Origin of the sequence: Flavobacterium sp. (genome assembly GCF_031422135.1) — a bacterium.
In the GTDB taxonomy this organism is placed as follows: domain Bacteria; phylum Bacteroidota; class Bacteroidia; order Flavobacteriales; family Flavobacteriaceae; genus Flavobacterium.
The window spans coordinates 1-6,986 of the sequence record NZ_JANOQD010000018.1; the positions used below are offsets into that span (position 1 = coordinate 1).

Below are 6,986 nucleotides of genomic sequence, written 5' to 3' on the forward strand. Positions count from 1 at the left end.
CCCAATCTCGTTTTGTTAACGAGACAAGTTTCGCAATATCCTTTTGTTTTTTTGTTACCTAAGGTGTCGCACTGAACTTATTGAAGTGATCGAAGGCAACAAAAAATGAAAGATTTAGAGGATAGCGGAACAATTGTTGAAAAGTATGCAATAAGTTTTACTTCAAAAAAAGAAAATAGATTTGCTTTATTTAACTTTTTGGTTATTTTTACCAAATGAATATACGTGGAAAATTAATTATAATAGGTGGTGCGGTTGATAAAGGAAGTTTTACAGAAACGGACTTGGATAAGAATGCAGCAAAGAATTTAAACTTTTTTGAGACTGGAATTTTGAAAAGAATTCTCAATGAGTCAAAGTATAAAGAGCAATCCAGAATAGAGGTGATTACGACGGCTTCTAAAATTCCAAAAGAAATTGGGCCAGAATATGTGAAAGCCTTAAGCTATTTAGGTGCAAATAATGTTGATATTTTGAACATTGAACGTCGGGAACAAGCTATGGATCCTGAAGTTGTGGCAAGATTGAAAGCGGCTGATGTGGTTATGTTTACTGGTGGCGATCAATTGAGATTGACTTCGATTCTTGGTGGTACACCGTTTCACGATTTGTTGTTAGAAAAGTACAATAACGAGGATTTTATATATGCTGGCACTTCTGCTGGTGCTGCTGCTGCTTCCAATAATATGATTTATCAAGGCAGTAGCTCGGAAGCTTTGCTGAAAGGTGAAGTTAAAATCACTTCTGGTTTAGGATTGATTGATGATGTGATTATTGACACCCATTTTGTACAACGGGGTCGAATTGGAAGACTTTTTCAAGCGGTTGTAGGAAACCCAAAAACATTAGGAATTGGTTTGGGTGAAGATACAGGATTGCTGATTACTAATAATTCTAAAATGGAAGCTATTGGTTCTGGTCTTGTAATATTAGTTGATGGCCGACAAATTAAGGACACTAATTTGACCGAAGTGGAATTGGGTCAGCCCATTTCGATAAATAATCTGATTACGCACGTGATGAGTAAGTATGACACATTTGATTTAAGTAGTTATAAAATGACAATTCAAAGTTCGCAATACGTTTAGTATTGTGTTTAAGGTTGTATAAAAGTTAAAAAAATATTCATTTTGAACACAGATTTTAGAAATTTTAAAAATTTCTAAAATCTGTGTTCTTTGTAATTTAATAGTGATATGAAATTAATAATCCATGGTGGTTTTTTCTCGGAATCCGCAACCAATCACGAAACAAAAGTGGCAAAACAAAACGCTTTGGAGCGAATTGTAAAATCCTCCTACGAATTTTTGCATTCCCATTCTGCTTTGGAAACGGTGGTTTTTGCGGTTTCGCAATTGGAAGATGATGAATTGTTTAATGCGGGTATTGGTTCACAAATACAAAGTGATGGAAAAATAAGAATGTCAGCAGCCGTTATGGATGGAGAAACTCAGAAAATGAGTGGTGTAATTAACATTGAAGAAGTCAAAAACCCAATTCAAGTCGCTCAGGTTTTAATGCAAGAGGACGATCGAGTTTTGGGAGGGAGCGGGGCAACTAATTATGCAAGAAATAAAGGATTTGGTGTTTTTTCGACAGAAATTCCACAACGTAGAGCAGAATATGAGGCTAAACTAAAATCGTTAGGAACAGGAACTGTGGGTTGCGTGGCTTTAGATAGTAATGGAAAAATTGCTGTAGCTACTTCAACTGGCGGAAAAGGTTTTGAGCTAGTAGGACGTATTTCGGATTCGGCAACAGTAGCTGGAAATTATGCCAATGCCTTTTGTGGTGTAAGTTTGACAGGAGTAGGTGAGGACATCGTGAGTAATGCTACTGCATCCAAAATTGTAACTCGGGTAACTGATGGTTTTACTTTAGAGAATGCCTTTAAGAAAACTTTCGACGAGTTAAAACCTTACGATGGTTTTGCAGGAGCTATTGCAATTGATAAAAATGGGAATATGTTTCACCAAGATTCGCATCCAAGTATGGTTTTTGCCAGTTTTGATGGGGATGAATTTGAGGTTTTTATTTAGAAATTATTTTCGCAAACGATTCAAAAATAAATTAATACAACTCAATTTTAATTTATTATGTTAGTTTCTTAATCTAGTTTAAAAGAAAATGTATGAAAAAGTTAATTATAATAATTGTTTCGGTATTGTTATGTTTCAATATAATTTCCTGTCAAAAAGAAAAAAAATCCAATCCAAAACCAAATAAATTATCAAATAGCTTATCAAATAATCCAACAACTAAAATAAATAGTGACACTTTAAAATGGTTTACCGAGCTTTGTGTAATCAATAGTAATTTTGATACAAATAAATATTCAAAAAAACAGCTTCGAGATACCCATAAACTTTGGTTTTCAACTAGTGCTTATATAGATTTTGATGGTTATCCAAAATTCAATTTAAACGAAAAGCTAGAACCTATTGAAAAACTCGAAACAGAGTATTCTAAAAGAAAAAGAGAACTTGAAAATTTAGAAATTGTTGATTTAGCTTATTGGCAAAATATAAAAAAGCTAAAACTAAAAGAGTTAAAATCATTTTATGAGCATCAAAAAACAGCCTACTTTGCTTATTCAAATTCCGCAATTTTAACACAGACAAATTATGATTCAAAAGCAGAAATTTATGTTGATGCTTTAGCCTCTAGGGATAGTTTAAAAATAATTTCTGCTTGGAGAGTATTGAATGATGAGCAGAAAGCAAAAAATGGTTCCCCTGAATATGTTGAGGAAAAATTCCAAAGCAGATTAAATTCTGATAGATGTTTAGAATATGCAAAAATGGATTTATTCACCTTTGGTTGGAGCAACTACGCAATAAAGACTACAAAAGAATGTGAAATTTTAAGCAGAACAGATATTTTGTATAATGAATATCTAAGGCTTTTTATATCTAATGATGTGGAATGTGATGAACCTTAATAATTTATACTTGTCCCGTATTCATACCTAAAATAAAAAGGTTGTTTAACGGACAAACCAAACACATAAAAATTAAAATTATGATTTCAAACAAAAATCCCAATCTTTCGACTGGGATTTTCTATAGTAAGTAATTCTAAATCTTGTTGATAAAACGTTTATTTTACTTTATTAAGTACAGCTTTGAAAGCTACTGGGTGATTCATAGCTAAATCTGCAAGAACTTTTCGGTTCAATTCGATATTGTGTTTTTTAGCTTGTCCCATGAATTGTGAATAAGACATTCCTTCCAAACGAGCTCCAGCGTTAATACGTTGAATCCACAACGAACGGAAATTTCTCTTATTTACTTTTCTATCACGGTAAGCATAGCACATTGCTTTCTCCACTGCATTTTTCGCAACTGTCCAAACGTTTTTACGACGACCAAAGAAACCTTTGGCTTGCTTCATTATCTTTTTTCTTCTTGCTCTTTTAGCAACTGAATTTACTGATCTTGGCATAATTTTTACATTTTTTTTGTAGCAGGCGGCTTGAATTTAATCAAAAGCACTTAATGGCCATACTCCAAGGTTATTAAAATTGTTTTAACCTAAGAATGGTAGTTGGTAATTAGTTGTTAGTTGTTGGAAATTATTCCGTCAACCATCAACCCAAACTCATCAACTATATTATTCTTAATTGTTGTTTGATACTTTTCATATCCGTTTTGTGAACTAGCGCTGAGTGTGTCAAAGCTAATTTACGTTTCTTAGACTTTTTAGTCAAAATATGACTTTTAAAAGCGTGTTTTCTCTTAATTTTTCCAGAACCAGTAACTTTAAATCGTTTCTTGGCGCTAGATTTGGTTTTCATTTTAGGCATTTTTTCCTAGATTTTTAATTTATTCTTACTTACTGTCATTGCGAGGAACGAAGCAATCTGCTGTCATTCATCTTTTTTTATATTTTTACGAAGCCATTAGCTATCGTCTATTTGTTATTCTTTTGCTTCGCTATCTTGGCTAGGCGGAACTTCTATACTTTTAACTGGCGGTCTAGGCTGACTTTCTTTTGACTTAGCAGCTGGTTGAGAAGTTTTACCTTTTTTCGGAGCAATAAACATAATCATTCTTTTTCCTTCCAGAACAGGCATAGCTTCCACTTTTCCGTGTTCTTCAAGATCTGTAGCCAATCTTAATAATAAGATTTGTCCTTGATCTTTATAGATAATCGAACGACCTTTAAAGAATACAAATGCTTTTAATTTTGAACCTTCTTTTAGGAACTTCTCCGCATTTTTTCTTTTAAATTCATAATCATGCTCATCAGTTTGTGGACCGAAACGAATTTCTTTTACTACAATCTGAGTAGATTTTGCTTTCAGTTCCTTCTCACGTTTCTTCTGCATATATACGAACTTTTTATAGTCCATTATTTTACAGACAGGCGGTTCTGCGTTTGGAGAAATCTCAACCAAATCCAATTCTAGTTGGTCGGCAAGTTTCATAGCTTCCGAAGTTTTAATAACTCCTGGCTCTACATTATCTCCTACAAGACGTACTTCTGGAACGCGAATAAAATTATTTATTCTGTGTTCATCTTTTTTTTCTACTCGAGGCTGGTAACCTCTACTGTTTCTAATTGCTATGGCTCTTAATTTTTTAGTTAAACTTCAAATGTTTTTAGCGTTTTGCTTATTTCATCGTTTACAATTCTAGCAAATTCTTCTATTGTAACCGTACTATTTCCTTTTCCTTCCTGTCCGTGACGACGAATAGAGACGGTGTTATTCTTCTCTTCTTCCTCTCCTATGATCAGCATAAACGGGAGTTTTTGCATTTCAGCATCACGTATTTTTCTACCAATCGACTCATTTCTGTTGTCAATCAGGGCGCGAATTTCGTGATTTTCTAGCAGATTTAAAACTTTTTTAGCATAAATTTCATATTTATCACTCAAACACAATATTATAGCCTGTTCTGGCATCAACCAAAGTGGGAAATTTCCTGCTGTATGTTCAATCAAAATAGCAATAAATCGTTCCATACTTCCAAAAGGTGCTCTGTGAATCATAACTGGTGTATGCAGTTCATTATCAGAACCTTTATAAGTCAATTCAAAACGCTCCGGCAAGTTATAATCCACCTGAATTGTTCCCAATTGCCATTGCCTTCCCAAAGCATCTTTAACCATAAAATCCAATTTCGGACCATAAAAAGCCGCTTCACCATAAGCAACAATAGTTTTTAATCCTTTGTCAGCAGCAGCATTGATAATTGCATTTTCAGCTTTCTCCCAATTTTCATCACTACCTATATATTTTTCTCTATTTTCTTGATCTCTTAACGAAATTTGAGCCGTAAAATTCTCAAATCCAAGTGAACCAAAAACATACAAAACCAAATCAATAACATTCTTAAACTCTTGATCCAATTGATCCGGAGTACAAAAAATATGTGCGTCATCTTGCGTAAAACCTCTCACACGAGTCAATCCATGCAATTCACCACTTTGTTCGTATCTGTAAACAGTGCCAAATTCAGCATAACGCTTTGGCAAATCCTTGTACGACCAAGGTTTTGTATTGTAAATTTCACAGTGATGTGGGCAGTTCATAGGTTTCAACAAAAACTCTTCGCCTTCAGCAGGCGTATTTATCGGCTGAAAACTATCAGCGCCATATTTAGCATAATGTCCCGAAGTTACATACAATTCTTTCTGACCAATATGCGGCGTAACCACTTGCTCATAACCCGCTTTTTTCTGTGCTTTTTTCAAAAACTGTTCCAATCTGTCACGCAAAGCAGCACCTTTTGGCAACCATAATGGTAAACCAGCACCTACTTTTTGCGAAAAGGCAAACAATTCCAACTCTTTTCCTAATTTTCTATGATCACGACGTTTTGCTTCCTCGAGCAATTCTAAATATTCAGTCAAATCTTTTTGTTTCGGGAACGATGTTCCGTAAACACGAGTCAACTGTTTGTTTTTTTCATTTCCTCGCCAGTAAGCACCAGCAATACTCATTATCTTTACAGCTTTAATTATTCCCGTGTTTGGAATATGTCCACCACGACACAAATCTGTAAAAGTAGCATGATCACAAAAAGTAATTGTGCCATCTTCCAAATTCGAAATCAATTCCGTCTTGTATTCGTTATCCTTATATAACGTCAAAGCATCCGCTTTCGAAACCGAACGCAATTTAAATTCGTGTTTCTCACGTGAAATCTCTAAAATACGATCTTCAATATTCTTGAAATCGGCTTCAATAATCTTATTTTCCCCAAAATCCACATCATAATAAAATCCATTATCAATCGCAGGACCAAGAGTCAGTTTCAGACCAGGATACATTTCTTCCAAAACTTGCGCCATAACATGCGAAGTTGAATGCCAAAATGCTTTTTTACCATCTTTGTCGTTCCAAGTATATAATACGAGTGAACCATCGGTAGTCAATTCCGTCGATGTTTCCGCCGTCGTACCATTAAAACTAGCCGAAATCACGTTTCTAGCCAATCCTTCACTAATACTCAACGCAACATCCATAGGCGTTGCGCCACTTTCAAACTCCTTTATCGAACCATCAGGCAAACTAATCTTAATCATCATTATAATTTTGTGACCGCAAATATAGCAGTTTCACAAAAAACATACAATATATATAAGGTATGTTTTTTAAATTTAATTTTTCAGGGCGTGCCCTATCGTCGTTCCTCCTCAGGTCGGGTTTTTCGTTACAAGTCCTCGCACTTCCTTTGTCAGGCTGTGGGCTTTTCACTTCAATCCCTCACGCAAGGGAGATTCTAACTACATTATTATAGTATTTCAATGTACTTTAATATCTTATATGGTTTAGAGAAACCCCGATTGCATCTTTGCATTTGATTTCTTAAATCGCTATCCTTTGCGTTCGAATGTACAATACATATATAGAGTTAAAAAACTTTGTAGTATAACTTACGGAAAACCAAAGCGTTAAAAAAAAGATTTTGAGGTGTTCTTTTATTTACTTATTATAATGTCTTGATATAAAACCTTTTGAGTGTTCATCATTCTGT

The 6,986-nt window shown here is 34.4% G+C and carries 6 protein-coding genes and 1 pseudogene; 3 read left to right on the forward strand and 4 right to left on the reverse strand.

The window, feature by feature from the left end; translation table 11 throughout:
* Positions 1-215 precede the first annotated feature (215 nt).
* The 3 genes from RMO70_RS03025 to RMO70_RS03035 all read left to right on the forward strand — a co-directional run bounded on the left by RMO70_RS03025 (position 216) and on the right by RMO70_RS03035 (position 2,941).
* Complete coding sequence (locus RMO70_RS03025; protein WP_310554949.1) at positions 216-1,088, forward strand: cyanophycinase; 873 nt, start codon at positions 216-218, stop codon at positions 1,086-1,088.
* A gap of 108 nt (positions 1,089-1,196) precedes the next feature.
* On the forward strand, positions 1,197-2,039 hold the full coding sequence (locus tag RMO70_RS03030; RefSeq protein WP_310554950.1) for an isoaspartyl peptidase/L-asparaginase: 843 nt from the start codon (positions 1,197-1,199) through the stop codon (positions 2,037-2,039).
* Positions 2,040-2,131: 92 nt separating this feature from the next.
* Entirely contained in the window at positions 2,132-2,941 is an 810-nt protein-coding gene (locus RMO70_RS03035) for a hypothetical protein (protein ID WP_310554951.1), read from the forward strand.
* Between the two features lie 158 nt (positions 2,942-3,099).
* Here RMO70_RS03035 and rplT read toward each other — a convergent pair whose 3' ends face one another.
* The 4 genes and pseudogenes from rplT to thrS all read right to left on the reverse strand — a co-directional run bounded on the left by rplT (position 3,100) and on the right by thrS (position 6,534).
* Positions 3,100-3,444: a 50S ribosomal protein L20 gene (gene rplT / locus RMO70_RS03040; RefSeq protein ID WP_309609658.1), complete on the reverse strand. Its 345-nt coding sequence runs from the start codon at positions 3,442-3,444 to the stop codon at positions 3,100-3,102.
* A gap of 163 nt (positions 3,445-3,607) precedes the next feature.
* A complete protein-coding gene (gene rpmI, locus RMO70_RS03045) occupies positions 3,608-3,805 on the reverse strand; it encodes a 50S ribosomal protein L35 (protein ID WP_022827375.1) in 198 nt (65 codons plus the stop codon).
* A 219-nt stretch (positions 3,806-4,024) separates the two neighbouring features.
* A pseudogene (infC, locus tag RMO70_RS03050) lies at positions 4,025-4,564 on the reverse strand (translation initiation factor IF-3); the annotation flags it as partial.
* A gap of 23 nt (positions 4,565-4,587) precedes the next feature.
* The gene (gene thrS / locus RMO70_RS03055) at positions 4,588-6,534 is read right to left on the reverse strand and encodes a threonine--tRNA ligase (RefSeq protein WP_310554952.1); all 1,947 of its coding nucleotides are present in this window, start codon (positions 6,532-6,534) and stop codon (positions 4,588-4,590) included.
* Positions 6,535-6,986: the final 452 nt, after the last annotated feature.